This window comes from Lentzea sp. NPDC036949 (assembly GCF_055608075.1).
Genome location: NZ_JBVJRA010000008.1, coordinates 78,080 through 101,997 on the forward strand (window position 1 = coordinate 78,080; position 23,918 = coordinate 101,997).

The following is a 23,918-nucleotide window of genomic DNA, read 5'->3' on the forward strand; positions in this document are numbered from 1 at the left end:
CGCGGGGTCCGACAGTCGGCGGGGCCTCAGCCCTCGTCGATCACGTCCGGGTCCAGCCCGAGGTAGTTCGCCACCTGCTCCACCAGCACCTCGTGCACCAGGTCCGCGAGGTCCGCGCCGTCCTTCGCGCGGGCCTCCAGCGGCCGGCGGTACAGCACGATGCGGGCGCGCTGGTCCGAACCCGCGGGCAGCAGGCGCGCGAGCGGCACGTTGCCGTCCTCGACGACCCCGTCCTCGCCCTCCACCTGCACGTCGGGCACGTCGTCGACGGCCACGTCGAGCTGGGTGAGCTCGGTGCGCCAGCGGGCCTCGATGGGCTCCAGCGCCTCGATCACCAGAGCGTCGAAGCGCTCCGCCCGTGAGCGGGCCGCGGGCAGGGTGGCCGGGTAGAGCGGACCGCGCAGGCCCCTGCCGTGCCGGTCGCGACTGCGCCGACGCGGCGAATCCTGCCGCCGTGAACCCCGTGCCATCACCACAACCCAGCAGCCTAGTTGCTGTCCCGCGGGAGCAAACACAGCGTGCCTCACACACAGCCCCGCGTGGACGCGCTATCGTCCCGGATCGTGCGGAGCGTGAGACGGTGCTCGCGAACCGGGTGTGCTAACCCGGCTGTCGCCACGCTCACCTACGCCTATGCGGACTCCACCGCAGTCGTCGGACCGCTCGCCACGTACTCCGAACCGCACAGCTACGACCTGTGCGAGGAGCACGCGATGCGGCTCACGGCGCCGCGCGGCTGGGAGGTCGTGAGGCATCAGGGTGAGTTCGCGGCCCCCGAGCCGAGCGTGGACGACCTGACGGCGCTTGCCGAGGCCGTGCGCGAGGCCGGACGAGCAGATGTGACCCCGAAGCTGCCCGAGGTCCCGGCGGGGACCCAGCGGCGCGGTCACCTGCGCGTTCTTCCGGATCCGCACGAGGACTGAGCCACTCAACCCACGACCACACGCGTCGCTGATCTGCTCGCCGGTAGGCTGCCCTGGCAGTGGCCGTCAAGAGCGAGTTTCGGGAGTGTGCGGCGTGCGTGACCTGTCCGGCATCGTCAAGGCGTACGACATCCGCGGGGTGGTCGGCGAACAGCTGGACGCCGGTGTGGTTCGCGACTTCGGGGCGGCCTTCGCCCGCCTGGTCGGCGGACCCGCGATCGTGATCGGGCACGACATGCGCGACTCCTCGCCCGAGCTGTCCAGGGCGTTCGCCGAGGGCGCGCAGGCGCAGGGCGTCAACGTGATCAGCATCGGTCTCGCCAGCACCGACATGCTGTACTTCGCCTCCGGCAAGCTCGACCTGCCCGGCGCGATGTTCACCGCGAGCCACAACCCGGCGCAGTACAACGGCATCAAGCTCTGCCGCGCGGGCGCGAGCCCGGTCGGCCAGGACACCGGTCTCGCGCAGATCCGCCAGGACGCGGAGAACCAGGTGCCCGACGCCGAGGGCGTCGAACCGGGCACGTTCGAGGAGCGGAACATGCTCGTCGAGTACGCGGCCTACCTGAACCAGCTGGTCGACCTGAAGACCATCCGCCCGCTCAAGATCGTCGTGGACGCGGGCAACGGCATGGGCGGCTACACGGTGCCGCAGGTGTTCGAGGGCCTGCCCGTCGAGGTCGTCCCCATGTACTTCGAGCTCGACGGCAGCTTCCCCAACCACGAGGCGAACCCGCTCGACCCGAAGAACATCGTCGACCTCCAGGAGCGCACCAAGGCCGAGGGCGCGGACGCCGGTGTGGCGTTCGACGGCGACGCCGACCGCTGCTTCGTCGTCGACGAGAACGGCGACCCGGTCAGCCCGTCCGCGATCACCGCGCTCGTGGCCGTGCGCGAGCTGGCCAAGGACCCCGGCGGCACGGTCATCCACAACCTGATCACCTCGCACGCCGTCCCGGAGATCGTCACCGAGCACGGCGGCAAGCCCGTGCGCACGCGCGTCGGCCACTCGTTCATCAAGGAGGAGATGGCCAAGACCGGTGCCATCTTCGGTGGCGAGCACTCCGCGCACTACTACTTCCGCGACTTCTGGCGTGCCGACACCGGCATGCTGGCCGCGCTGCACGTGCTGGCCGCGCTGGGCGAGCAGGACGGCCCCCTCTCCGCGCTGACCAGCGCGTACGAGCGCTACTCCGCTTCCGGTGAGATCAACTCCACGGTCACCGACCAGGCCGGTCGCATCGCCGCCATCAAGGAGGCGTTCGGCTCGCGGGACGGCGTCGCGCTGGACGAGCTCGACGGTCTCACCGTGCAGCTGCCGGACGGCGCGTGGTTCAACCTGCGGGCCTCGAACACCGAGCCGCTGCTGCGCCTGAACGTCGAAGCCGCCAACGCCGAGGCCGTCGCCGCACTGCGCGACGAGGTCCTGGCGATCGTGCGGGGCTGAGGAGAGAACAGAAGTGGCCGTCAAGCTCGAAGAGCAGTTGCTGGACATCCTGGCCTGCCCGTGCCCCGAGCACGCCCCGTTGCGGCTCGGGACGCCGGACGACCCGGAGGCGGACTTCCTCACGTGCACCGCGTGCGGCCGTTCGTTCCCGGTGCGCGACGGCATCCCGGTCCTGCTGCTCGACGAGGCGGTCGAGCCGCCGTCGGCTGGGTGACGTAGGTGCTCGACGACACGCTGCTCGACGACTCGAGCCGCCTCGCCGACGCCGACACGGGCGGCTGGCTGCGTGCCGCCGCACGGGCCGGCGCCCAGGTGCGCGCCACTGCGGAGGCCGCGGCCGAGGCGGGGGTGGACCGGGTCTTCGCCGAACGCCCCCGCGCGGTCGTCCTGGTCACCCGGCCCGGTCACGCCGTCGCGGTGGCGGGCGTCGTCGTGGCGTTGCTCGGTCCGGGGTGCTCGGTGCCGGTCGTGGTGTCCGACGAGGTGCCGCCGTGGGTCGGCGCGCTCGACGTCGTGCTCGCGCACACCGAGGACCCCGGTGACCGGGTGCTCGCCGAGTCGATCGACCGCGCCGCCCGCAGGGGCGCGCGGACCCTGGTGACCGCGCCGGACTCCGGCCCGGTCGCCGCCGCGGCCGCGGGCAGGGCGGTGCTGCTGCCGCCGCGCGTGGACGTGCCGCCGGGCTTCAGCTTCCACCGCGCGCTCACCGCGTGGCTCACGGTGCTGGGCTCGCTCGGCCTGCTGAAGGTGGACGTCGACCTGATCGCCGACGAGCTCGACCGCGAGGCCGAGCGCAACCACCCGGTGCACGAGTCGTTCGTGAACCCGGCGAAGTCGCTGGCCCTGCGTGTGGCCGACCGCACGCCGCTGCTGTGGGGCCTCGACGACGTCGCCACGTCCGTCGGGGTGCACGGCGCGGGCGTGCTGGCCGCGTTCGCCGGGGTTGCCTCCGACGTCGCCGGGTATCCGCAGGCACTGACCCGCCCGGTGCTGCACCGGCGGGCCGTGCAGGGAACTTCCGACGCGGACCTGTTCGCCGACCCGGACGACGAGACCGGTGGACTCGTCCGCGTGCTGTTGCTGGCCGTGCGCCAGGGCCCCGTGGCCGAGGCGCTGCGGCGCGCCGCCGAGGACGCGCTGCCCGGTGCCGACGTGCTCGAACCGGCGGTCGAGGTGGTGGCGGGAGGCGACGCGGTCAGCGCCGCGCTGCTCGCGCTCCGCTTCGAGCTCGCCGCGTTGTACCTCGGGCTGGCCGCCGGAACGCTCGGCGGCAACCCGTACTGAGTTTGGGGAGCTGAACGAGAAGTGGACCTGCTGCACAACGCGGTGAGGCCGTACGCGTGGGGATCACGCACGGCCATCGCAGAGCTGCTCGGGAAGGAGGTGCCCGCACCTCATCCCGAAGCCGAGCTGTGGATGGGCGCCCACCCCGGCGACCCGTCCCGCGTGGTCGGCGCCGACGGCACCGAGCACTCGCTGCTCGACCTGCTGACAGCGGACCCCGACGCCCAGCTCGGACGGCGCCTGACCGACCGGTGGGGCAGCCGGCTGCCGTTCCTGCTCAAGGTGCTCGCCGCCGAGGAGGCGCTCAGCCTGCAGGCGCACCCGTCCGCCGCGCAGGCCGCCGAGGGCTTCGCCGCCGAGGAGGCCGCGGGCGTGCCGCGCGACGCCGCGGTGCGCAACTACAAGGACCCGGCCGCGAAGCCGGAGCTGATCTGCGCGCTGACCGAGTTCCACGCCCTCGCGGGTTTCCGGGCGCCCGACCGCACGGCGGCGCTGCTGCGGTCGCTCGACGCACCCGACCTCGCGCCGTACACCGAGATGCTCGTCGCCCAGCCCGACTCGTCGGGCCTGCGCGCGTTGTTCACGATGCTGATCACGCTGCCGCAGACGTCGCTCTCGTCGCTGCTGCCGCAGGTGCTCGACGCGTGCGTGCTGCACGTGAAGGAGCGCGGCGAGTTCGACCTGGAGTGCCGCACGATCCTGGAGCTGGGCGAGTCCTACCCCGGTGACGCGGGGGTGCTGGCCGCGCTGCTGCTGAACCGCATCGTGCTGCAGCCGGGCGAGGCGATCCACCTGCCCGCCGGCAACCTGCACGCCTACCTGCGCGGCACCGCCATCGAGATCCTGGCCAACTCGGACAACGTGCTGCGCTGCGGTCTCACGCCGAAGCACGTCGACGTGCCGGAGCTGCTGCGCGTGCTCGACTTCGCCTGCGGCGACATGCCCGTGTCGACCGGCGAGGAGGTCGCGCCCGGCGTGCGGGTCTACCGGACGCCCGCGCCGGAGTTCGAGCTGTCCCGCCTGGACCTCACCGGCGAGACCCGGCTCGACCACGACGGCCCGCAGATCATGATCTGCACGGACGGCGCCGCGGTGCTGTCCAACTCCCGCGGCGAGGAGCTGACCCTGACCCGCGGCCAGTCCGTGTGGCTGCCCGCGTCGGACCCGGCGGTGCTCGTTCGACCGGATGGTGTTGAATCCGCTCAACTTTTCCGCGCCACGGCGGGAACGGACTAAGGTTCACGACCGGACAAAGCGGACCGGCTCCGGCCGGGACAGGTGCGAGGAGACAGGCGTGTCAGCAGGGGGCGGAACCAAGGCCATCGTCGCAGCGCTACTGGCGAACGCCGGTATCGCGGTGGCCAAGTTCACCGGATTCTTGATCACCGGCTCGTCGTCGATGCTCGCCGAGTCGGTGCACTCGCTCGCGGACACGTCGAACCAGGGCCTGCTGCTGCTCGGGCAGAAGACGGCCCAGCGCAGGGCCACGAGGCTGCACCCGTTCGGCTACGGCCGCGACCGGTACTTCTGGTCGTTCGTGGTGGCGCTGATGCTCTTCACCCTCGGCTCGGTCTTCGCGCTGTACGAGGGCATCCACAAGCTGCAGCACCCGGAGGGCCTCACCAGCCCGCTCGTGGCGGTCGGCATCCTCGTCGTCGCGATCGGCCTGGAGTCCTACAGCTTCGTCACCGCGATCAACGAGTCGAAGAAGATCAAGGGCGACGCCTCGTGGTGGGGCTTCATCCGCAACTCCCGCACCCCGGAGCTCCCGGTCGTGCTGCTGGAGGACCTCGGCGCACTCATCGGCCTGCTGCTGGCACTGCTCGGCGTCGGCCTCACCATGGTCACCGGCAACCCGGTCTTCGACGCGCTCGGCACCATCGCGATCGGCGTGCTGCTCGGCATCATCGCCGTGATCCTCATCATCGAGATGAAGTCGCTGCTGATCGGCGAGGGCGCCTCCGACTCCGACCTCGACGTGATCTGCGACGAGCTCGCCGCGGGCAAGGTGCAGCGCGTCATCCACATCAAGACCCAGTACATCGGCCCCGAGGAGCTGCTGGTCGCGGCGAAGATCGCGCTGGAGCCGCAGCTCCCGCTCGACGAGGTCGCGCAGGCCATCAACGACGCGGAACAGCGGGTGCGGGGCAAGGTGCCGCACGCGCGGCTCATCTACCTGGAGCCGGACCTGGACCGGACGACGGTCACCAGCGCCTGACGGTTGTGCAGTCGAAGCCCGTCCCGGTCTCGGCCGGGGCGGGCTTCGCCGTGAGCGGGCCTTGTGCGGTCGCACTGCGAACCAGGCCGGAGAAGGGGAGCCAACCGGGCAAGAAGGGTGCCTGGGTGACTCCCCTTCTCCGCCCAGGCGGACGATCGCGGCGTTCGGCGGGGAAGCTGCTCACCGCGGAACCGCCCGAGAAAACCTCGAACACCTCCGGAACCCGTCTCGCTTCGCCGCGGCGGGTTTCGCCGCGTTCGGGATCGGGAAGCACGGAAGTCCTGACAACGTCCGAACACAGCTGCGGGCATCTCACCTGGTGATACCTCTAGGGTGGGCCGAACGCGTTCCATTGAGGAGGTATCGATCGTGCCGGGCAACGGGTTGTGGCGCACGAAGTCCATCGAGCAGTCGATCGCGGACACGGACGAGCCGGACACCAAGCTCCGCAAGGAGCTCACCGCCTGGGACCTGACCGTCTTCGGTGTCGCGGTCGTGATCGGTGCCGGCATCTTCACGCTCACCGCGAGCACCGCGGGCAACCTGGCGGGGCCGTCGGTGTCGCTGGCGTTCGTGCTGGCGGCGATCGCGTGTGCGCTGGCGGCGTTGTGCTACGCGGAGTTCGCGTCCACGGTGCCGGTGGCGGGGAGCGCGTACACGTTCTCGTACGCCACGTTCGGCGAGTTCGCGGCGTGGATCATCGGCTGGGACCTGGTGCTGGAGTTCGCGCTCGGGTCTGCCGCGGTGGCCAAGGGCTGGTCGATCTACCTGCAGACGGTGCTGGCGCAGCTCGGTGTCCAGGTCAAGACGACGGTCGCGCTCGGGCCGCTGCAGTTCGACTGGGGCGCGGTGGTGCTGATCGGTGCGCTGTCGGCGTTGCTGGTGGTGGGCACGAAGCTCAGCTCGCGGGTCAGCACCGTCATCACGACGGTCAAGGTGGCCGTGGTGCTGCTGGTGATCATCCTGGGCGTCCAGTACATCAAGGCGGAGAACTACACGCCGTTCATCCCTCCCGCGGAGACCGGTGGCGGTGCGCACAGCGGGGTCGACCAGTCGCTGCTGAGCGCGATCACCGGCTTCGGCGGCAGCTCGTACGGCACGCTGGGGCTGCTCGCGGCCGCGAGCCTCGTGTTCTTCGCGTTCATCGGGTTCGACGTCGTGGCGACCACGGCGGAGGAGACCAAGAACCCGCAGAAGGCCGTGCCGCGCGGCATCCTCGGCTCGCTCGCCATCGTCACCGTGCTGTACGTGGCGGTGTCGCTGGTGATCACGGGCATGGTGCCCTACGAGAAGCTCAAGACCCAGGCCGACGGGTCGCGTGCGACGCTCGCCAGTGCGTTCGCCGAGAACGGGGTCACGTGGGCGGCGACCGTCATCTCGGTCGGTGCGCTCGCGGGTCTGACCACCGTCGTCATGGTGCTGATGCTCGGCCAGAGCCGGGTGCTGTTCGCGATGTCGCGCGACGGGCTGCTGCCGCGCGGGCTCGCGAAGACCGGCAAGCACGGCACGCCGACGCGGATCACGGTCATCATCGGGATCGTCGTCGCCATCGCGGCCGGCTTCACCTCGATCGGCACGCTCGAAGAGATGGTCAACGTGGGCACGCTGTTCGCGTTCATCCTCGTGTCCGCCGGTGTGCTGGTGCTCCGCAAGACCCGGCCGGACCTGCCGCGCGGGTTCAAGGTGCCGCTCGTGCCGCTGGTGCCGATCCTCGCGATCCTCGCCTGCCTGTGGCTGATGCTGAACCTGACCGTGTTCACCTGGATCCGGTTCCTCGTGTGGATGGCGCTCGGTGTCGGTGCCTACTTCATCTACAGCCGGCGGAACTCGCTGCTCGCCAAGGGCAACCAGAAGACGCCCACCAACTAATCTGCGAGCCATGGCGAACCCGCGGTGGCTGTCCGAGGAGGAGACGTACGCCTGGCACCACTTCGTCCAGGCGTACCACCTCCTCGAACGGCAGATCGAACAGCAGCTGCAGCGCGACGCGGGGCTCTCGCACGCGCAGTACAACGTGCTGGTCGTGCTGTCCGAACAGCCCGGCAACCGCATGCGGATGACCGAGCTGGCCCGGCGGGTGGTCGTGTCGAAGAGCTCGCTGACCTACCAGATCGGCAAGCTGGAGAAGAGCGGGCTCGTGCGGCGCGAACCGCACGAGTCCGACGAGCGCGGCATCGTCGCCGTCCTCACCGAGGCCGGACGGGAGCTGCTCACGACCACCGCGCCCGGTCACGTGGAGACCGTGCGCGAGTACCTCGTCGACCTCTTCACGCCGGACCAGCTCGCGCAGCTCGGCGAGCTCATGGAGGTCGTGCACGAGAAGGCCGACAACTGAGCACGTCGGCAGACGTTGTGCCTCCGACGCCCCAAGCCTGGAAGGCCGTTGTGGACAGGTGGAACCGGTCGACGATCCACGAGCAGTAGCTCAGCGGTGAGTGGTAGCGGTACTTCCGGTGACCGACGAGGCGGGGGTGTTCGTTGAGCGCGTCGGCCGGGTCCGTCTTGCCGGTCAGACGGGTGCCTTCGAGGATCACCTTGGGCGGGAGCTTCATGGTGCGTTAGCTTGCCTCGTGATCCTGTGCCTCGACGTCGGTTCCACCTGGACCAAGGCCGCTCTCGTCACCGAGGAGGGCGAGCTGGTCCGCACGGGACAGCACCCGACCACCCCACCCGAGGTGCTGCGGGGCGTCGACGCACTGCGCGCGAGCGTGGGCGACGGTGAGGTCCTCGCGTGCTCGTCGGCCGGTGGCGGGCTGCGGCTGGCGGTCGTCGGCCAGGAACGCGTGGTCAGCGCCGAGGCCGGATACCGGGTGGCGCTGAGCGCGGGCGCCAAGGTCGTGCACGTCAGCGCGGGGCCGGTGGACGTGAAGGCGTTGCGTGCGAGTGCACCCGACCTGGTGCTGCTGGTCGGCGGCACGGACGGCGGCGACCAGTCGGTGTTGCTGCACAACGCGGGCAAGCTGGCCCGCGTGGCCGTGCCGATCGTGCTGGCCGGCAACGTCGAGGCGCAGCCGGAAGCGCTGCGGCTGCTGCACAACCGGACCGTCGTCGCCTGCCCGAACGTGCTGCCCGACGTCGGCAGGCTCGCCCCCGAACCCGCTCGCCGGGCGATCCGGGAGGCGTTCCTGCAGCACGTCATCGGCGGCAAGGGCCTGTCGAGGGGCCCGCGGTTCCGGCGGCTGGTGCGGGCCGTCACCCCCGACGCGGTGCTGGGAGGCGTGTCCCGGCTGGCCGCGCAGGACCGCGAGGGAGCGGTGCTCGTGGTCGACGTCGGCGGTGCCACGACGGACGTCTACTCCGCGGTGTCCACAGCGGACAGCGAGGGCGTGGAGCGGACCGTCGCCCTGCCACCGGACCGCCGCACCGTCGAGGGCGACCTCGGCATGCGCTGGTCCGCTCCGGGAGTGGTCAAGGAGGCGCACGCGGAACGCCTCACCACCGAGGACCTGACCGCGGAGGCGCAGCGGCGGGCCGAGGACGTCGGCTGGCTGCCGGAGGACCCGGCCGTGGACACGAAGCTCGCGTCGTTCGCCGCGATCCTGGCCGTCCGCAGGCACCTGCGGCAGGTCGACGGCCAGCTCGGCCCGCACGGCGCGGGCCTGCTCGTGCTGTCCGGCGGTGTGTTCCGGCACATGGCCGACATCACGCCGGTCGAGGAGGCGTTGCGCGGCGACCCGGTGCTGCGGCCCGTGCTGCGGACCGCGGAGATCACCGTGGACCGCGACTACGTGCTGGCACCGGTGGGCCTGCTCGCCCAGTCGGGGCGGCACGAGGCCGCCGACCGACTGGCGAAGCGGCTCAGCTGAGGAGCTCCTCGGCGTCCTCGTCCACGAACTCCAGGAGGTCGCCGGGCTGGCACTCCAGCACCCGGCACATGGCTTCGAGCGTGCTGAACCGCACGGCTTTCGCGCGGCCGTTCTTCAGCACCGCGACGTTGGCCGGTGTCAGCCCGACCTTCTCCGCGAACTCGCCGACGCTCATCTTGCGCTTGGCCAGCTCGACGTCGATGCGCACGACGATGGCCATCAGATCACCGCTTCCATGTCGGTGCGCAACGTCGTCGCCCGCCGCAGCAGTGCCCGCATCACGACCATCACGAGCCCCACCACCGTGACGCCGGTCGTCAGCAGGAACAGCAACATCGGCAGGCCGGGGTCGTCGGCGTTGAAACCGACCCACAGGAACACCGACACCAGCACCACCCAGCCCGCCGTGATCGCCCAGATCATCACGTCGACCCACTTGAGCGCGGCCTCCGTGAAGATCAGATCTTTGCGCACCAGCGTGAGCAGTTTCCACGTGGCGACCACCACGACCTGCACGCACACCACCCAGAACACCGTGATGATCGTCGCGGGCCACCTCAGGTGCGCGTCGTTCGGACTCGTCTCCGCCATGTGCCGGAACTGGCCCGGCAACGACATCGTCTCGAACACGACCAGGATCCCGAACAGGACCACGAGGAAGACCCGCAGGGCGGTCACCGCCCAACGCTCAGCAATCATGCATCGAGTATCGGTAGCCATCTATCGAAAGTCAATCGGTAGTGATCGTGTTGCAACAGGTGTCCCCGATGGCCCGGCAGGTCTCTACAGTGATCGCCGTGGGACTGCGTGAGCGCAAGAAGACCGAGACCCGAGCGGCGCTGGCGGCCGCCGCACTGCGCCTGGCCCTGGACAAGGGCGTCGACAACGTGCGGGTCGACGAGATCGCCGAGGCCGCGAACGTCTCACCGCGCACCTACAACAACTACTTCCCGAGCCGCGACCACGCGATCGTCGCGGGCATCACGGCGACGCGCGCGTTGCAGGTCACCGCGGCCCTGCGGGAACGGCCCGCCGACGAACCGCTGGTCGACTCGATCGTCGCCGCGTTCGCCGCCCAGTACCGGGAGCCGCCGTCGGAGGCGCTCGCGCTGGTCACCTCTACGCCGTCGCTGCGGGAGGCCTACCTCGACTCGGTCACCGCGGTGGAACCACCGATCGCCGAGGTGATCGAGCAGCGGCTGGGCAAGGACCCGCTCGGGGCGGCCGTGCTGGCGGCCGCGGTGTCGGCGGCGGCCAGGCTGGCGGTGCGGCGGTGGGTGGACGTGCGGCCGTCCGGCCTGGTCGTGGTGCCGGCGGCGACCGTGGAGGAGCACCTGCGCGAGGCGATCGGCCACCTCGCGCCCGCCCTCACGTGAGCTCGTCGCGCAGCACGCACATCAGCAACGAGTCATGCCACTCGCCGTCGCGGTAGAACGACTGCCGCAACCGCCCGTCGACCTGGAAGCCGACCTTCTTGTAGGACTTGACGGCACGCTCGTTCGCCTCGACCACGCCGAGCTCGATCGAGTGCAGCCGCATGGTGTCGAACCCGTACCGGCAGATCGCGCGCAGCGCGTCCGTGCCGTAGCCGCCGCCCCAGTACTCCTTCTCGCCGATGTAGATGTCGACCTCGGCCCGCGCGTTGACCGGGTCCGCGTCGCGCAGCGCGACCACGCCGATGAGCCGGCCCTCGTCGAGCGTCTCGATGCACAGGGTGACCTTGTCGTGCCGGTTCTCCTGGCGGTCGGCGAAGCGCTTGCGGATGGCCGCCAGCGACTCGTGGAAGTAGCTCTGCAACCAGCGCATGACGTCCTCGTCGTTGTGCCAGCGGTAGAACGCGTCGGCGTCCTCCGGCTCGACGGGACGCAGGCGCACGAGATCCCCGGTCAGCATGACCGCGACACTATGAGCCGCCGAGGGTGTCCCGCGACCCGATATTCGGCTTGCGCGCGAAGGGCAGCGACGGCGCCTCCGGCGTGTCCACCCGCATCAGCCCCGCCGCGATGGCCACGGCCCGGTCCCACTCCGGGTCCGAGGTGTAGTCGGAGTGCGCTGACACGCCCGACCGCCAGCGCCGGCCGGGGAACGGCCCCCGCTGCGGGTCCGGCAGCCAGTGGTCGCCGCCCAGCACCAGCGCTCCCGTCGGCCCGCGCAACGCCGGTGCCAGCGCGCCCTCCGACCCGTCCTCGCGGTAGCCGGCGCCGAGCAGCATGCCGTCGAACACCTGCCGCCGCCACGTCGTCACCGCACCGCCCAGCGGGTCCGTGCCCCGGCACAACGCGCGCCAGCGGCCGTCGAGCCCACCGGCCAGCCGCGCCAGCGACGCGTGCGGCACCACCGCCGGGAACGCCCGCGGGTAGGCCCACTGCAGCTGCGAACCCGCGGTGACGAGCCCGATCCGCTCCCGGTCCTGCGGCGGCAGCGACTCCAGCAGCCGCGCGGCCGCGACGGCGACGAGCAGCGAGCCCTGCGAGTGTCCACACAGGACCACGCGCGTGCCGGGGTCGCGCAGGTGGTCCTCGACCCGCGACACCAGCTCCGGCACGACCTTCAGCGCGTAGCAGGGCGGCACGATCGGGTGCGCCTCCCGCGGCCAGAACTGCGCGATGTCCGCGATGATCCCGAGCCGCCGCCCGGACTCCGGCTGCCGCGCGGCCAGGTAGACCGCCCGCAGCAGCGACACGGCGAGCAGGCCGAGCACGCCCACGCCGAACGCCGAGAACGGCCGCGTCCACGCCGCCAGCGGCACGTCCCGCACCCGCAGGACGGTCGCGATCACGGCACCGGTGACCAGCACGAACGCCACGATCATCATCAGGTGGTGGCCGTGGTTGCGCTCCCAGCGCGCCCACCACCACGCCCGCGTCGCGGCCCGCAGGTCGCGCATCCGGCCGGAGTGCAGCAACGACGCCTCACGCGCCCACAGCTTGCCCTTGCGGAACGCCCGCCAGCGCACCGCGCCGGTGAACGACGCCACCGCGAACGTGCTCAGCAACGCCAACGCGCCCGCCACACCCCACAGCAGCGTGATGTAGCCGTACCCGACCGGCAGGTGCAGCTCCTCGCCGAGCGCCTTGCGCACCGGCAGCGCGATCCCGGCACCGAACCCGCCACCCAGCAGCCCCGCGACCGCGAGCACCGGCGCGGCGAACCAGCCACCGGCCCACGGCCGCAGCTCGCGCGGCAGGTCCTTCCACGTCCCGCGGGCCAGCACCGCCGCGGGCACCAGCACCAGCCCGAACAGCACGAGCACGAACGCCATCAGCAGCGCGATCACCTGCACGGTCACGTCGGCGCCCGGCACCCGGTCCGGCAGCTGTTCCTGCAAACCCAGCGTGACCAGCACCAGCACCGCCGCCAGCGCGAGGAACACCCGGCGCGGCCTGCGCGACAACGCGGCCCGCAACCACCGCCCGCCGCGGTGGGGTGCGCCGCCCGTCGGGTCGTCCAGCAGCAACGCGCTGACCAGGCACAACCCGATGAACACCAGCGACGCGACCCACGCCGCGGTGATCGCGACCCCCATCGGCCCCGAGGCCGTGAGCTGCTGCAACGGCCCACCCAGCGCGATCAGCGCGGCCGTCGCCAGGCCCATCACGACGTGCAGCGAGCGCAGCGCCGGCGTGTCCGGGTCGGTCGCCACGTGCGCGCCGGGCAGGCCGGAGGACGGCTGCCGCTCCTCCTTCTCCGCCTCGGCGATCTCGCGGCGCTCGATCCGCCACTCGACGTGCGAGATCCGGCGCATGACGACCAGCAACGCGATGATTGGGAAAAGTCCTAGGAACGCCCGGAACCAGGGGAAGGTGCGCGCCTCGGCCGGAATGCTGGTCAGGCAGCCGGTGCCGGGACGCAGGCACTGCGCGGCGAGCAGGTCGAGGCTCACCACCGAGACCTGCGCGATCAGCAGTGCCGTGAGCAGCAGCGCGAACACCCGCAGCAACGACCGCAGACCGAGCCCCAGCAGGTGCGCCGGCAGGTTCTGATCGGGAACGGGGGGCAGCATCCAGTGGGCGACGTTGGCGATGCTGAACGGGAAGAGCAGCGCCCACGTGGCCTTGGCCACACCACCGGACGTCATCCCGCCCCACAGGTAGCCCTCGACGACCCGGGGCACGGACCGGCTCTCCGTCTGGAGCACGGGACCGGGCGCGGGCCTGCGGAGTCTGTCGGCGGGGCGCACGATGCGCCCCAGCCCGTCTCCGGCGACGTCCACGGCCGCTACGGCGTCGACCAGCGTCTGCGGCGTCGTCCCCTGCACACCGTGCACCCGCAGTTCGACCACCCGTGTGTCGGGGCCCGCAATGAACACCCCAGACCTCCCTCACCCGACGTGAGGTCATAGTGGTGCATCGTGAGGGCGGTATGGTCGCACGACACCCTCTCCGAAGTGCCTTGGAGGACTTCGCAATGACCGCGGACCGCTTGCAGACCCGCAACGGCATCGACTTCGCTGTGGCCGACCTGTCACTCCACGAGTTCGGCCGCAAGGAAATCCGTCTGGCGGAGCACGAGATGCCCGGCCTCATGGCGCTCCGTCGCGAGTACTCCGGTGCACACCCCCTCAAGGGCGCCCGCATCTCGGGCTCCCTGCACATGACCATCCAGACGGCCGTGCTCATCGAGACGCTGGTCGACCTGGGCGCCGAGGTCCGCTGGGCCTCCTGCAACATCTTCTCGACCCAGGACCACGCGGCCGCGGCCGTCGTCGTCGGCCCGCACGGCACCGAGGAGGAGCCCAAGGGCGTCTCCTGCTTCGCCTGGAAGGGCGAGACGCTGCCGGAGTACTGGTGGACCTGCGAGCAGATGCTCACCTGGCCCGACGGCAAGGGCCCGAACATGATCCTGGACGACGGCGGCGACGCGACGCTGCTGGTCCACAAGGGTGTGCAGTACGAGGCGGCCGGTGTCGTCCCGTCGGCCTCGGAGGACGACTCCGAGGAGTGGGGCATCGTCCTGGACACGCTGCGCGCGTCGCTGGAGCGCGACGGCAAGAAGTGGACGAACATCGCCGAGGGCATCCGCGGCGTCACCGAGGAGACCACGACGGGCGTCATGCGCCTGTACCAGCTGGCCGCCGCCGGTGACCTGCTGTTCCCCGCGATCAACGTCAACGACGCGGTCACCAAGTCGAAGTTCGACAACCGCTACGGCATCCGCCACTCGCTGGTCGACGGCCTCAACCGCGGCACCGACGTCCTGATCGGCGGCAAGGTCGCGGTCGTCTGCGGCTACGGCGACGTCGGCAAGGGCTCCGCGGAGTCGCTGCGCGCCCAGGGCGCCCGCGTCATCGTCACCGAGATCGACCCGATCTGCGCCCTGCAGGCCGCCATGGACGGCTACCAGGTCGCGCGCCTGGAGACGGTCCTGCCGATCGCCGACATCGTCATCACGACGACCGGCAACAAGGACGTCGTCACCGTCGAGCACATGGCCCAGATGAAGCACCAGGCGATCCTGGGCAACGTCGGCCACTTCGACAACGAGCTCGACATGGCCGGCCTCCAGCGCTACCCCGGCATCCGCAAGACCAACATCAAGCCCCAGGTCGACGAGTGGACCTTCCCGTCGGGCCGCACGATCATCGTGCTGTCCGAGGGCCGCCTGATGAACCTGGGCAACGCCACCGGCCACCCCTCGTTCGTCATGTCGAACTCCTTCTCCAACCAGGTGATCGCCCAGATCGAGCTGTTCACCAAGTTCAAGGAGTACGACAACGAGGTCTACCGCCTCCCGAAGGTGCTCGACGAGAAGGTCGCGCGCATCCACCTGGAGGCGCTCGGCGGAGAGCTGACCAAGCTCACCAAGGAGCAGGCCGAGTACATCGACGTGGACGTCGAGGGCCCGTTCAAGCCGGAGCACTACCGCTACTGATCTGCCCTGACAGGGGCCTCCCGCGCAGGGTCGCGGGAGGCCCCTGTTTTCATGTCCGTCGTGGGATTCTTCGGCACCTATGCCTACGAGAACGGCTCCTGGACCACGTTGTCCGAGGGCGAACTGCCGCCGCTGACCGAGCCGTGGCTGTGGATCGACATCCACGACAGCGACATCACCTCGGTCGTCTACGCGCCCGCTGGGCCTGGCACCGGCGTCGCCTACCTGGGGCTGACGCCGCGCACGTACTTCGAGAACCCCGGCGCGTCCGACCCCACGGATGTCTCGCGTGAGGCTGCCGGACTGGCCGCGTGGGCTGGGCACGTTTCGGCCGAGGAGATCCGCGGGTTCCTGGCCGAGGACGAGGACCCGGACTCCTTCTCGTGGGATGAAGGGGAGGACGTGGACGCGTTCGACGGTGCCGAGGTGTTCGTCGAGGTCAAGACGGCGCGGTTCCTGGTGGCGATGGGGTTGCCGGTGCCGTACGAGCTCAGCTGACGAACGCGCGTGGCAACGCTCGGAGACGTCATCGCCGCGTTGCGCGCAAGCCTGGAACGGCTGCCCTTCGCCGAACTCGCCAACGCACTTGACGCCGCCGAGGAAGCGCACGTTCTCATCGAACGGGCGGCAGCCGGAAGCGGCCAAGCCGACATCCACCAGGTGCTCGACACGTTCGCGCAGGTGATCGCGGGCATCGACGCGTTGCAGCGCAGGTTGACCACCATCCACGCTGGTGTGACGGCTGTGGCGAACAGGCTGGAGGGCAGCGGTCGAGCCGACGAACCGTTGCCAGCAGCACCTGTTCCTGCGCCCGGCGCGACGTTGCTCGCCAAGCTCCCCGCTCGGGAGAACGGCAAGACGTCGGGGATCTGGGTCGGTGAGGACGGTGTGGAGCGTCCGCTCGTCAGCGGCGAGCACGACTGGCAGCAGGCACGCGGCGTGCTGGCGGAGCTGGGGATCGGCCCGGCCAGGGGCACCCTGTGGGTCGCTTCGCACGTCGAGGTCAAGCTCGCCGCGGCCCTCCGCGCCCTGTCGTCCATGCGCGTTACGCTCGCCGTCAACAACGCGCCGTGTGACGAGGGCCGGTGGTCCTGCGACCGCCTCTTGCCGAGAATCCTCAAGCCGGGTCAGACCGTGACAATCCACTGGCCAGGTGGTCAGCGGACCTACCGGGGGAAGGAAGCCCAGGGATGAGCTATGTCTTGGAGGCTTCGTACAAGCACGGTGCCAGCGTGCGCTTCCTGCGCGGCGACGGTGACATCGACGGCTTCCTCACCGAACTGCTGAACGCCGGACCGGACTACCGGTCGGCGACGGTCTACGCCGTGGACGAGGCCGCCGACGAGGACCCCGCACACGAGCTGGTGGTCGGCGTGGACGAGGCCACCGGGCTCGGTGCCGTCCGCTACGCCGGCGACGACGGCGAGTGGTTCAGCAAAGGCGGGAAGGTCAATCCCGACGGTGTGCGCTTCCTGTACTACGGCACCGCGCACGAGTACCCCGCCGACTCGGAGGTGCCGCTCGACCTGGTGCGGCAGGTTCTGCGGGAGCTGTTGGCGAACGAGGGCAAGCGGCCCAAGTGCGTGACGTGGCAGGCGGCTGGCGACTAGCGCTCGTCGCCGCTGACGAACGCCCGCCAGGCCTCAGCGCTGAACTCCAGCTCGGGGCCAGCGGCGTTCTTGGAGTCACGCACGCGCACGACCTCGGCGAACGCCACCTCGACGCAGTTGTCGTCGACCTCGTCGCCGCTGCTGTAGCTGCTCTTACGCCAAGTGCAGTTTCCGGCCATTGAGGTCCTCCCGCGATCGGCTGGCGAGGTCCGCCACCATCGTTCGCGATTGTTCCTCACTGAGGGCGAGTGCATCTAGCTTCGTAAAGATCGACTTGCAGCGCTTGACGCCAACCTGATCTTGGACGAACACCTTGGCGAGGTCGGAATGCGTGTATGCGACGCTGCCCCGTTTCTCGTACTCCCAGAGCACGTAGTTACCCAGGAAGATGCCTGCAGGGCCACTTGCGGCAGGCACGATCCGCAGGATGTGCGTGTGGAAGAGCAGCCGCATGAGCTGGTCTTCCATGACAGCGTCCGTGCCCACTTTGAGGCGCAGGGCGCTCTCGTGGATGTAGAAGGTGCACGTGGGACGGTTGGGTCGTTGCAAGATCGTCTGCCGCTCCATCCGAAAGCGAACGGCCGCCGCGATCAGCTCGGGAGGGAGTGAGCCGCGGGCTTCGTACAACGCAAGCGCGTACTCCTCGGTTTGCAACAGGCCCGGGATGTACGTCAAGTCGTAGGTGAACATCACCTGCGCGGCCGACTCGGCCATCGCCATCGTGCGCAGGTTCGTCGGCACCTGCACGAAGTACTGGTCGAAGGCCCGGCGGTACCGGTCCAGAAACCCCTCGATGAACTCCAGCGACCGCCCACACCGCCCCAGGTACTGCACGATGTCGATCTCGCTCGCCCGCACCTTCCCGTGCTCGATGTTCGACACCTTCGCGGGGTCCCACCCGAGCATCCGCGCGATCCTGCGCCCGCGGAACGTCGTGCACTGCTCGCGGATCTGGCGCAGCTCGTCACCGAGGTCACGGCTGTACGGGGTGGACGGGTCACCGTTCATGGAACTCGAAGGTAGGCGTTGTGCGAAGAACAACATCGGCCCCGAACGGGTGCACTTACTCGGTTGACGTGCGAGGTTGACTGAGCGGGTGCTCATGACCCTCATCGGCCGGACCTTGCGCGTGCCCACCTCGACCGGGGCCGCCGGTGACGGCCGGGCCGAAGCCAGGCGGTTGGACGCGGCGCTGGTGCAGGTGGGGTTCAAGGCGTCGAAGGAGCTCGTGGAGCACGTGGCGGGTCTGCAGAACCCGGCCGCGTACACCCGGACGATCGTGGATGCCGTCCGCAGGCTCGTCGGGGACGACGTGCGGCACAACCCCTACTTCAAGGACTTCCCGCACGGCGTGCCGGACACCGTCGAGTTCTGGGCGCACTGCCTGCGCGACGCGCTGCTCAAGAACGTGCCTGCCGACGAGCTCGCGGCGAACGGCGTGCTCAACCTGCTCGCGTTGCCGGAGTACGGCACCCGCCGGCACACCTACGAGGAGCTCCTCCAGGCGCACGACGCGCTGATCCCGTCCGTCAAGGACCGCGTCACCGTCCTGCACCTCGGCGGGACCGAGGCTGAGGAGACCCGCCGCCTCTACCTGGAGCTGGCCGGCAGCCCGACGCCGCTGGGCGAGGCCGACCTGCACCTGCTCGCCGAGCTGGCCGAGCAGACCGACGAGCTGCCGGAGGCCGTGCCGGTCAGGGAGAACCGCGCGGTGGTCAACGCCGCCCGGCTGGCCCGTGGTGCCGTGCCGTCAGTCGACACCGTCACGGACGTGCTGCGGCTGGCGTGCCAGGCGTCGGGCGGGGACGTGACACTGCGGACGCCCACCCGGTTCCGGTCGTTCCGGCGGCCGGAGCGCCGGGTCCTGCTGGCGGCGCTGGACGAGACCGTGCGGAGCAACCCCGGCAAGCTCGGTGACGTGCCGCGGCACCGTGAAGCGTGGAAGCGGCTCGGGGAACGGCTGCACCCGCACGAGTACGAGCTGCTGCCGTGCGCGCAGGACGTGTTCGCGGTGGCACGCAGGGAGAAGGTCGTCAGGTCGTTCGCAGGACGGGTGGAGCTGGCGTTCCAGGAGGGCGACCTCCGCACGGCCGTCGGTGTCCTCGGCGCGGCACCGGGGATGCTGCTGCGCCAGCTCGACCGGCTGCTGCGGTACGGCGCGGACCAGGACCTGGTCGTGGACGCCGTGCGCGCCGCCGCGCCCGAGGTGTCCGGCCGCGTGCTCTGCTCGGTGCTCGAACACCTCCAGAACCGCGAGAAGCCGGACGCCGCGAGGGTCTTCGCCAACCGGAACGGCCGGGCGTGGGTCACGGACGACGTCCGGCCGCCGCTCGCGAGCCCCGTTGTCGGTGCCCTGGTCGACGTGCTGGAGGACGAGCTCGTCCGCAGGCTGCCCGGTGTCTCGGAGCTGCGCGTGGCGCCCGAGGCGCTCGACGTCGTGCTCCCGTTGTCCGGCAAGGCCTCCGAAGAGGGGTTCAACGTGCTGCCGCGCGGGTCGAAGGCGTGGCTGGAGGGCGACCTCCTGCGGTTCTTCGCGTACTGGCGGCAGAAGGGGCAGCGCACCGACTACGACCTGTCCGCGGTGCTGCTCAACGCCGCCTTCGACTTCAAGGGGCAGGTGTCGTGGACCAGCCACCACGGCGACGGCGCCTACTACTCGGGTGACCTCACCGAGGCGCCGGACGGTGCCACGGAGTTCATCGACGTGCCCCACTCCGCCATCACCGCGAAGTACGTGGTGCCGCAGGTGAACATCTACGACGGCGAGGGCTTCAACGAGGTCGCCGAGTCGATGTTCGGGTTCATGACCCGGGAGCCCGGCCAGCGCGGCAAGCCGTTCGAGCCGAGCACCGTGCGGGCGCGCAGTGCCATGCGCGGCAACGGCCGGGTCGCGCTGCCGGTCGTCTTCGAGCGCTGCGAGGGCGGCTGGCTCGCCACGTGGCTGCACCTGTACCTGCGCGGCGCCTCGTGGGGGAACCGGGTCGAGGGCAACCGCGGCATCGTGCGCGAGACCGTGGCGGCTGTACTGGGGCGCAAGCACTTCACCGTCTGGCACCTGGCCGACGTGGTGCGCCGCAAGTCCACTCCGGACGGAAGTCCGCTCACCGCGACCGTCGAGCAGCTGGACAAAGTCCTGGACAGGACTGCTAGCGTGGACGACGCGAGGCCATGAGAGGGCTTCCTTCTCACACTCCTGTAAAGATAGCCCTCTCGCTTTCCTCGCCCTCGCTTCTCAGCTCCACTCGACCGCGATGCCCGCGATCCCCGGCCCGACGTCGCTGAAGTAGGCGCTCACCACGCCGCCGAGCCCGCACACCAGCTCCTCGACGTCGACCGGGGTGGCCTCGGCCGACGCGCGGAACTGCTTCGTGCACCGCGCCGGCATCGCCCGCCGGTGGAACGACAGCTGCACCAGGTAGGAGCCGCAGACGTCGCGGAACGTGCGGTGGTTGCCGGGTGTCGCGCCGCCGGTGTCGTCGACGACGGTGTAGCTGAAGACGTGCTCCTCGCCGGCCGAGAGCCTGCGGTCGAAGAGCATCTCCACGGCCAGGTTCCGGGAAGCGCCCTCCCTGCGCAGCCGCCCCTGCCGGCAGCCCTCACCCGCGCGCACGAGCGCGTTGTCGATCACCGCGCCGTCGTCGCCCTGGTGGACGGCGAGGTAGCGGTCCGGGCCCTGGCGCACCGCGCGCACGACCAGCCGTGTGGTGATGGAGCGCTGCTCGCGGTGCATGCCGATCTGCACGGTGTCGTGCACGGAGAGCACTTCGAGGTCGGCGTTGCTGCGCGCGGCCTCGGGCACCGAGTCGAACGAGGCGAGCAACGGCGCCGAGTCCGGGCACGTCGGCACCGGGCGCGGCAGGTAGGTGTTGGCGGTGCGTGGACCGATGAGGTCCAGCAGGGACGATGGCGGCAACCGCAGGACGGACTCCAACGCGCGCACGGTGCTGATCGCACGCGGGACCTCCGGGTGGCGCAGGCCGCGTTGCCAGTACGAGAGCGTCGACTGGCCCACCTGGACACCGAGTTGTTCGAGGTGGGCGCGCAGCCGTGCGAGCGAGAGGCCCCGGTGGGCGATCGCCTCGCGCAGAGCGCGGTGGAACGGCCCGTAGCGCAGCGTCTCGGCGAGCGGGGTCGGCAGACCCCCGGTCGGGTTACCGATCGGTTCGTCGACCGACTCGGCGTGCCCGGATTCCGCGGCCACCGCGGCACCTACCCTTCACACACGCGCCGTGTGACTGTTCACCGTAGTCACTCGATCTGGTGATCGAAAGATCGGATTTCGCCCGTGTGGGGGACGGGTTGCGGCCGTGTGAGTGGCCGGTACCGGTCCCGTAGGGTGCTGGCGTGGGAAAGCTCGTAGTGATCGAGGGCCTCGACGGGGCCGGCAAGCGCACCTTGGCCAACGGTCTGATCGCCGCTCTTGAAGCCGAGGGCAGGACCGTGACCAGCCACGCTTTCCCCCGCTACGGGATCAGCGTGCACGCGGACCTGGTCCGCGACGCCCTCTACGGCACCATCGGCGACCTCAGCGACTCCGTCTACGGCATGGCCGTGCTGTACGCGCTGGACCGGCGCGGCGCCGCCGACGAGATCCGCGCGGACCTCGAACGGCACGACGTCGTGCTGCTCGACCGGTACGTCGCCTCCAGCGCCGCCTACAGCGCCGCGCGGCTGCACCAGGACGAGCACGGGGAGTTCGTGCGGTGGGTCCGCGAGCTGGAGGTCGAGCGGTTCGGGCTGCCCGTTCCGGACCTGCACCTGCTGCTGCGCGTGCCCGTCGAGGTCGCCGCGGAACGTGCCGCGAAACGGGAGCGGGAAGACGGGTCTCGTGCGCGAGACATTTATGAATCCGATGGCGGCCTGCAAGCCCGTTGCGGTGCTGTTTACGACGGATTGGCGAACATCGGCTGGCTCGCGCCGTGGCAATCGGTCGACGGCCGGTCAAACGTGAACTTCCGTTCGCTTTTGGGACCGCTCTTCACTCCTTGAGTGGTCGCTCACGTGCGTACCCGTTGACACGATCGAGTGTCGGTACGTCACTGTGAGTTAATAGGAGTGCCCAATTTGAAGCGCGTATTGCAGCGCACCCCGGTCGGGGTCGCCCGGACGGCGGTCCTGATCGCCGCCGCCCGTGCCACCGAGCAACGCCAACTCGACCGCCTCTTCGACGACCCGCTGGCCGAGGGGCTGGTGACGGCCGCAGGCTCCGCGAGCGACCTCAACGGCGTGCGCAACCTCGCCGGTGACCACTTCGTCCTGCGCACCCGCTACTTCGACGACCAGCTCCTCGACGCGGCGCGACCCCAGGTCGTGCTGATGGCGGCCGGGCTCGACACAAGAGCGTTCCGGTTGAACTGGCCGCCGGGCACGACCGTGTTCGAGCTCGACTTACCCGAGCTGCTCGACTTCAAGGAGCAGGCCCTCGGCGACCTGGGGGCACGTCCGTCCTGCGACCGGGTCGTCGTCCCCTGCGACCTGCGCGACGACTGGGCGACCTCGCTGATCCACGCGGGGTACGACCCGAGGAGGCCCACGGCGTGGTTGCTGGAGGGCCTCTTCATGTTCCTGCCCCCCGAGGCCGGCGAGCGGATCATGCACTGGGTCGGTGCGCTGTCGGCCCGCGGCAGCACGCTCGCGCTCGAACACGTCAACCGCGCGTTCCGGGAGCTGCCGCAGATGAGGGCGGTGCAGCAGCGGTTCGACTCGATGGACGCCGGCTGGTGCTCCGACGTGGAGGACCCGGTGGCGTGGCTGGCAGGGCACGGCTGGCGCGGCACCGTGACGCACCAGGTCGACCTGGCCGCGCGGCACGAACGCCCGGTGCCCGCCATCACCGACCCGCGGAAGGTGGGTGACGCGCGCATCTGGCTGGCCTCGGCCGTCCGCACGGCCTGACACCACCGGGTAACGAATGGTGACCGTCGCACGACGATGCACGCGACGATCAGGCCGAATCAGGCGAGGTGGGGCACGTGGAACGAGGGTTCCGGCCGGTTACCGAACGAGCGCGCTCCGCCACCAGCGGCGATGGAACGTGGGTGGTGCGCGAACGCGCGACCGGCAGTGCAACGATGTTGGGCATGAAGGCACGCGTGCTCGTCGTCGATGACGACCCCGCCCTGGCGGAGATGCTGACGATCGTGTTGCGCGGGGAGGGCTTCGACACCGCGGTGGTCGCCGACGGTGCCCGTGCCCTGCCCGCGCTGCGCGAGCTCAAGCCCGACCTCGTGCTGCTCGACCTGATGCTGCCCGGCATGAACGGCATCGACGTCTGCAAGGCGATCAGGTCCGAGTCGGGCGTGCCGATCGTGATGCTCACCGCGAAGAGCGACACGGTCGACGTGGTGCTGGGTCTTGAGTCCGGTGCCGACGACTACGTCGTCAAGCCGTTCAAGCCGAAGGAGCTGGTCGCCCGCATCCGGGCGCGCCTGCGGCGCACCGAGGCCGAGCCGTCCGAGGTGCTGCAGATCGGCGACCTGACGATCGACGTGCCCGGTCACGAGGTGCTGCGCGAGGGCCGTCCGATCCAGCTGACGCCGCTGGAGTTCGACCTGCTGGTCGCGCTCGCCCGCAAGCCGCGCCAGGTGTTCACCCGCGAGGTGCTGCTCGAACAGGTGTGGGGCTACCGGCATGCCGCCGACACCCGCCTGGTGAACGTCCACGTGCAGCGGCTGCGGTCCAAGGTGGAACGGGACCCGGAGCACCCCGAGGTGGTGTTGACCGTTCGCGGTGTCGGGTACAAGGCCGGCCCTCCGTGAC

Annotated in this window: 26 protein-coding genes; 18 read left to right on the plus strand and 8 right to left on the minus strand. The window is 70.4% G+C overall.

Annotated features, from left to right (window positions below):
• Nucleotides 1-26: 26 nt before the first annotated feature.
• On the minus strand, nucleotides 27-470 hold the full coding sequence (locus ACZ7CD_RS23130) for a metallopeptidase family protein (RefSeq protein ID WP_360395004.1): 444 nt from the start codon (nucleotides 468-470) through the stop codon (nucleotides 27-29).
• Nucleotides 471-563: 93 nt separating this feature from the next.
• On the opposite strand from ACZ7CD_RS23130, the gene ACZ7CD_RS23135 reads away from it, so the two are divergent.
• The 9 genes from ACZ7CD_RS23135 (at nucleotide 564) to ACZ7CD_RS23175 (ending at nucleotide 9,678) form a co-directional block, all read left to right on the plus strand.
• Complete coding sequence (locus ACZ7CD_RS23135; protein ID WP_197288925.1) at nucleotides 564-923, plus strand: DUF3499 domain-containing protein; 360 nt, start codon at nucleotides 564-566, stop codon at nucleotides 921-923.
• A 94-nt stretch (nucleotides 924-1,017) separates the two neighbouring features.
• On the plus strand, nucleotides 1,018-2,370 hold the full coding sequence (locus ACZ7CD_RS23140; RefSeq protein ID WP_360395007.1) for a phosphomannomutase/phosphoglucomutase: 1,353 nt from the start codon (nucleotides 1,018-1,020) through the stop codon (nucleotides 2,368-2,370).
• A 13-nt stretch (nucleotides 2,371-2,383) separates the two neighbouring features.
• A complete protein-coding gene (locus ACZ7CD_RS23145) occupies nucleotides 2,384-2,584 on the plus strand; it encodes a Trm112 family protein (protein WP_360395010.1) in 201 nt (66 codons plus the stop codon).
• A 5-nt stretch (nucleotides 2,585-2,589) separates the two neighbouring features.
• Nucleotides 2,590-3,654, plus strand: coding sequence for a hypothetical protein (locus ACZ7CD_RS23150; RefSeq protein ID WP_470379654.1), 1,065 nt, complete (start codon nucleotides 2,590-2,592; stop codon nucleotides 3,652-3,654).
• Nucleotides 3,655-3,675: 21 nt separating this feature from the next.
• Nucleotides 3,676-4,890 (plus strand): mannose-6-phosphate isomerase, class I, encoded by a 1,215-nt coding sequence (gene manA / locus ACZ7CD_RS23155; protein WP_360395014.1) that lies wholly within the window; start codon nucleotides 3,676-3,678, stop codon nucleotides 4,888-4,890.
• A 58-nt stretch (nucleotides 4,891-4,948) separates the two neighbouring features.
• Complete coding sequence (locus ACZ7CD_RS23160) at nucleotides 4,949-5,872, plus strand: cation diffusion facilitator family transporter (protein ID WP_470379655.1); 924 nt, start codon at nucleotides 4,949-4,951, stop codon at nucleotides 5,870-5,872.
• Between the two features lie 369 nt (nucleotides 5,873-6,241).
• Nucleotides 6,242-7,741 carry an amino acid permease gene (locus ACZ7CD_RS23165; RefSeq protein ID WP_360395020.1) on the plus strand — a complete coding sequence of 500 codons (1,500 nt, stop codon included), beginning with the start codon at nucleotides 6,242-6,244 and terminating at the stop codon, nucleotides 7,739-7,741.
• Nucleotides 7,742-7,751: 10 nt separating this feature from the next.
• Nucleotides 7,752-8,207 (plus strand): MarR family winged helix-turn-helix transcriptional regulator, encoded by a 456-nt coding sequence (locus tag ACZ7CD_RS23170; RefSeq protein ID WP_458430323.1) that lies wholly within the window; start codon nucleotides 7,752-7,754, stop codon nucleotides 8,205-8,207.
• Nucleotides 8,208-8,442: 235 nt separating this feature from the next.
• Complete coding sequence (locus tag ACZ7CD_RS23175; RefSeq protein WP_470379656.1) at nucleotides 8,443-9,678, plus strand: glutamate mutase L; 1,236 nt, start codon at nucleotides 8,443-8,445, stop codon at nucleotides 9,676-9,678.
• Here ACZ7CD_RS23175 and ACZ7CD_RS23180 read toward each other — a convergent pair.
• Nucleotides 9,671-9,898, minus strand: a complete 228-nt coding sequence (locus ACZ7CD_RS23180; protein WP_065916239.1) for a helix-turn-helix domain-containing protein — start codon at nucleotides 9,896-9,898, stop codon at nucleotides 9,671-9,673. The genes ACZ7CD_RS23175 and ACZ7CD_RS23180 overlap by 8 nt on opposite strands.
• A complete protein-coding gene (locus tag ACZ7CD_RS23185; protein ID WP_360395030.1) occupies nucleotides 9,898-10,377 on the minus strand; it encodes a DUF2975 domain-containing protein in 480 nt (159 codons plus the stop codon). The genes ACZ7CD_RS23180 and ACZ7CD_RS23185 overlap by 1 nt, the downstream gene beginning before the upstream one ends.
• Nucleotides 10,378-10,475: 98 nt before the next feature.
• Between ACZ7CD_RS23185 and ACZ7CD_RS23190 the strand changes: the two genes are divergently transcribed.
• Nucleotides 10,476-11,054: a TetR/AcrR family transcriptional regulator gene (locus tag ACZ7CD_RS23190; protein WP_470375025.1), complete on the plus strand. Its 579-nt coding sequence runs from the start codon at nucleotides 10,476-10,478 to the stop codon at nucleotides 11,052-11,054.
• On the opposite strand, the gene ACZ7CD_RS23195 is transcribed toward ACZ7CD_RS23190, so the two are convergent.
• A complete protein-coding gene (locus tag ACZ7CD_RS23195) occupies nucleotides 11,047-11,571 on the minus strand; it encodes a GNAT family N-acetyltransferase (protein WP_360395035.1) in 525 nt (174 codons plus the stop codon). The two genes, ACZ7CD_RS23190 and ACZ7CD_RS23195, sit on opposite strands and share 8 nt — an antisense overlap.
• 10 nt (nucleotides 11,572-11,581) lie before the next feature.
• Nucleotides 11,582-13,987 (minus strand): hypothetical protein, encoded by a 2,406-nt coding sequence (locus ACZ7CD_RS23200; RefSeq protein WP_360395038.1) that lies wholly within the window; start codon nucleotides 13,985-13,987, stop codon nucleotides 11,582-11,584.
• A 98-nt stretch (nucleotides 13,988-14,085) separates the two neighbouring features.
• Between ACZ7CD_RS23200 and ahcY the strand changes: the two genes are divergently transcribed.
• The 4 genes from ahcY to ACZ7CD_RS23220 are packed head-to-tail and all read left to right on the plus strand — an operon-like array spanning nucleotide 14,086 to nucleotide 17,159.
• Nucleotides 14,086-15,549 (plus strand): adenosylhomocysteinase, encoded by a 1,464-nt coding sequence (gene ahcY / locus ACZ7CD_RS23205; RefSeq protein WP_458430328.1) that lies wholly within the window; start codon nucleotides 14,086-14,088, stop codon nucleotides 15,547-15,549.
• Between the two features lie 51 nt (nucleotides 15,550-15,600).
• Nucleotides 15,601-16,047 (plus strand): hypothetical protein, encoded by a 447-nt coding sequence (locus ACZ7CD_RS23210; protein ID WP_470379657.1) that lies wholly within the window; start codon nucleotides 15,601-15,603, stop codon nucleotides 16,045-16,047.
• Between the two features lie 9 nt (nucleotides 16,048-16,056).
• Nucleotides 16,057-16,743, plus strand: coding sequence for a DddA-like double-stranded DNA deaminase toxin (locus ACZ7CD_RS23215; RefSeq protein ID WP_360395043.1), 687 nt, complete (start codon nucleotides 16,057-16,059; stop codon nucleotides 16,741-16,743).
• The gene (locus ACZ7CD_RS23220; RefSeq protein WP_470379658.1) at nucleotides 16,740-17,159 is read left to right on the plus strand and encodes an Imm1 family immunity protein; all 420 of its coding nucleotides are present in this window, start codon (nucleotides 16,740-16,742) and stop codon (nucleotides 17,157-17,159) included. Before ACZ7CD_RS23215 ends, ACZ7CD_RS23220 begins: the two co-directional genes overlap by 4 nt.
• Here ACZ7CD_RS23220 and ACZ7CD_RS23225 read toward each other — a convergent pair.
• Together ACZ7CD_RS23225 and ACZ7CD_RS23230 are read right to left on the minus strand one after the other, a co-directional pair.
• The gene (locus ACZ7CD_RS23225) at nucleotides 17,156-17,338 is read right to left on the minus strand and encodes a DUF397 domain-containing protein (protein ID WP_470379659.1); all 183 of its coding nucleotides are present in this window, start codon (nucleotides 17,336-17,338) and stop codon (nucleotides 17,156-17,158) included. The two genes, ACZ7CD_RS23220 and ACZ7CD_RS23225, sit on opposite strands and share 4 nt — an antisense overlap.
• Nucleotides 17,313-18,167: a helix-turn-helix domain-containing protein gene (locus ACZ7CD_RS23230; RefSeq protein WP_470379660.1), complete on the minus strand. Its 855-nt coding sequence runs from the start codon at nucleotides 18,165-18,167 to the stop codon at nucleotides 17,313-17,315. Before ACZ7CD_RS23230 ends, ACZ7CD_RS23225 begins: the two co-directional genes overlap by 26 nt.
• A 76-nt stretch (nucleotides 18,168-18,243) precedes the next feature.
• On the opposite strand from ACZ7CD_RS23230, the gene ACZ7CD_RS23235 reads away from it, so the two are divergent.
• Nucleotides 18,244-20,331, plus strand: a complete 2,088-nt coding sequence (locus tag ACZ7CD_RS23235; protein WP_470379661.1) for a TerD family protein — start codon at nucleotides 18,244-18,246, stop codon at nucleotides 20,329-20,331.
• Between the two features lie 60 nt (nucleotides 20,332-20,391).
• Here ACZ7CD_RS23235 and ACZ7CD_RS23240 read toward each other — a convergent pair whose 3' ends face one another.
• Nucleotides 20,392-21,360 carry a helix-turn-helix domain-containing protein gene (locus ACZ7CD_RS23240; RefSeq protein ID WP_360395055.1) on the minus strand — a complete coding sequence of 323 codons (969 nt, stop codon included), beginning with the start codon at nucleotides 21,358-21,360 and terminating at the stop codon, nucleotides 20,392-20,394.
• A gap of 143 nt (nucleotides 21,361-21,503) precedes the next feature.
• Between ACZ7CD_RS23240 and ACZ7CD_RS23245 the strand changes: the two genes are divergently transcribed.
• The 3 genes from ACZ7CD_RS23245 to mtrA all read left to right on the plus strand — a co-directional run bounded on the left by ACZ7CD_RS23245 (nucleotide 21,504) and on the right by mtrA (nucleotide 23,917).
• Nucleotides 21,504-22,148: a dTMP kinase gene (locus tag ACZ7CD_RS23245; protein WP_470379662.1), complete on the plus strand. Its 645-nt coding sequence runs from the start codon at nucleotides 21,504-21,506 to the stop codon at nucleotides 22,146-22,148.
• A gap of 75 nt (nucleotides 22,149-22,223) precedes the next feature.
• On the plus strand, nucleotides 22,224-23,054 hold the full coding sequence (locus ACZ7CD_RS23250) for an SAM-dependent methyltransferase (RefSeq protein ID WP_360395061.1): 831 nt from the start codon (nucleotides 22,224-22,226) through the stop codon (nucleotides 23,052-23,054).
• Between the two features lie 185 nt (nucleotides 23,055-23,239).
• Entirely contained in the window at nucleotides 23,240-23,917 is a 678-nt protein-coding gene (gene mtrA, locus ACZ7CD_RS23255; protein ID WP_030471262.1) for an MtrAB system response regulator MtrA, read from the plus strand.
• Nucleotide 23,918 lies beyond the last annotated feature (1 nt).